Genomic DNA, 1931 nt, shown 5'->3' with positions numbered 1-1931 from the left:
CCCCGCCCCTATCCCACCCGCACCGACCGCGGATCGAACCCGAACGGCAGTTCCAGCCGATGCGCACGCATCAACGCGTCGTCGACGAGGAGTTCACCCGTCGGACCGTCCGCCGCGATCACCCCCTCGCTGAGGATCAGCGACCGGGGGCACAGTTCGAGCGCGTACGGCAGATCGTGCGTGACCATGAGGACCGTGACGTCCAACGACCGCAGGATGTCGGCCAGTTCGCGCCGCGACGCCGGGTCGAGGTTGGAGGACGGCTCGTCGAGGACGAGGATCTCCGGCTCCATGGCGAGCACCGTCGCCACGGCCACCCGGCGCCGTTGCCCGAAGGAGAGGTGGTGCGGCGGCCGTTCCTTGAAGTCCGCCATACCGACCTGTTCGAGGGCCCGGTCCACCCGGGCCTCCAGCTCGGGCCCGGTCATGCCCGCCGCCGCCGGCCCGAAGGCCACGTCCTCCCGCACGGTCGGCATGAAGAGCTGGTCGTCGGGGTCCTGGAAGACGATGCCGACCTTCCGCCGGATCTCGGCCATGTGCCGCTTGCCGACGGGCATCCCGGCGACGGTCACCGTGCCGGCGCCCCCGGTGAGGATGCCGTTGAGGTGCAGGACGAGGGTGGTCTTGCCGGCCCCGTTGGGCCCGAGCAGCGCGACCCGTTCGCCGCGCGCGACGGTGAAGTCGACGCCGAAGAGGGCCTGGTGGCCGTCCGGGTAGGCGAAGGCGAGCCCGGTGACTTCGAGGGACGGGGCGAGCGGAGGTTCGGACACGGTCACAGGCTCCATCCCAGCAGACAGACGACGAGCGCGGCGACCGGGAGGGCGAAGGCGTACGACCACTGCGCCCGGGACGCGGTCACCTCGTCGATGACGGGCATGGTGCCCGCGTACCCCCGGCTGATCATGGCCAGATGGACCCGCTCGCCCCGCTCGTACGAGCGGATGAACAGCGCCCCGGCGGTCTTGGCGAGCACCCCCCAGTGCCGTACGCCGCTCGCCTCGAACCCGCGTGACTCCCGGGCGATCCGCATCCGCCGCATCTCGTCGGTGATGACGTCGCCGTAACGGATCATGAAGGACGCGATCTGGACGAGCAGCGGCGGGAGTCTGAGCCGCTGGAGGCCGAGGAGGAGGGCGCGGAGTTCGGTGGTGGAGGCGAGGAGGACGGAGGCGGCGACGCCCAGCGTCCCCTTGGCGAGGACGTTCCAGGCGCCCCAGAGGCCGCTGACGCTCAGCGACATCCCGAGGACCTCGACGCGTTCGCCCTGCGCCACGAACGGCATCAGCACGGCGAACGCGACGAACGGGACCTCGATCAGCAGCCTTCGGAGCAGGAACCCGTAGGGGATCCGGGCCACGTACGCGACCACGCCCAACAGCACGGCGTACAGCCCGAACGCCCACATCGCCTCCCGTGGCGTCGACACCACGACGACCACGAAGGCGAAGACGGCCGCCAGTTTGGTGTGCGGCGGCAGGGCGTGCACGGGCGAGTGCGCGTGCCGGTAGAGCTTGTGGACGTGGCCCGCGCCCATGTCAGGCGTTCTCGGGCACGGACGTCGGGGACGCGGCGTCGTCCTCGCCGCTGCGCCGCTTGCGTACGGCCCAGAAGATCCCCGTACCGGCGACGACGGTGACGCCGACGCCGATCACGCCCGCGAGGCCACCGGCGAGGCGGGCGTCGGTGAGGCCCTCGACGCCGTAGTCGGCGAGCGGGGAGTCGGCGGCGGCGTGGTCCTCGACCTTGGCGTCGAAGCCCTTGTCGGCGGCGACCTTCTCCAGACCGTCGGGGCTCGCGGAGGCGTAGAAGCTGACGACACCCGCAAGGAGGAGGGAGGTGCCGAGTCCGGCGAGAATCAGCTTGCGGGGCGAGCGGGCGGCGACGGGTGCGGTCGCGGGCGCGGTGGCCGGCTCGGCGGCGGGGGCGGAAGT

At 71.9% G+C, this 1931-nt stretch carries 3 protein-coding genes; all 3 read right to left on the bottom strand.

From position 1 onward, the window contains the following. Positions 1 to 8 precede the first annotated feature (8 nt). Positions 9 to 785, bottom strand: coding sequence for an ABC transporter ATP-binding protein (locus tag P1P70_RS44060; protein WP_319248044.1), 777 nt, complete (start codon positions 783 to 785; stop codon positions 9 to 11). Then, entirely contained in the window at positions 773 to 1534 is a 762-nt protein-coding gene (cbiQ, locus tag P1P70_RS44055; protein WP_319248043.1) for a cobalt ECF transporter T component CbiQ, read from the bottom strand. The genes P1P70_RS44060 and cbiQ overlap by 13 nt, the downstream gene beginning before the upstream one ends. A 1-nt stretch (position 1535) precedes the next feature. After that, the coding region (locus P1P70_RS44050) for a PDGLE domain-containing protein (protein ID WP_319248042.1) at positions 1536 to 1931 on the bottom strand (396 nt) is incomplete at its 5' end.

It is taken from the genome of Streptomyces sp. MB09-02B, assembly GCF_033794485.1.
GTDB lineage: Bacteria > Actinomycetota > Actinomycetes > Streptomycetales > Streptomycetaceae > Streptomyces.
Note: the sequence above shows the minus strand (reverse complement) of the source record. Positions and strands in the feature narration are given on the sequence as shown.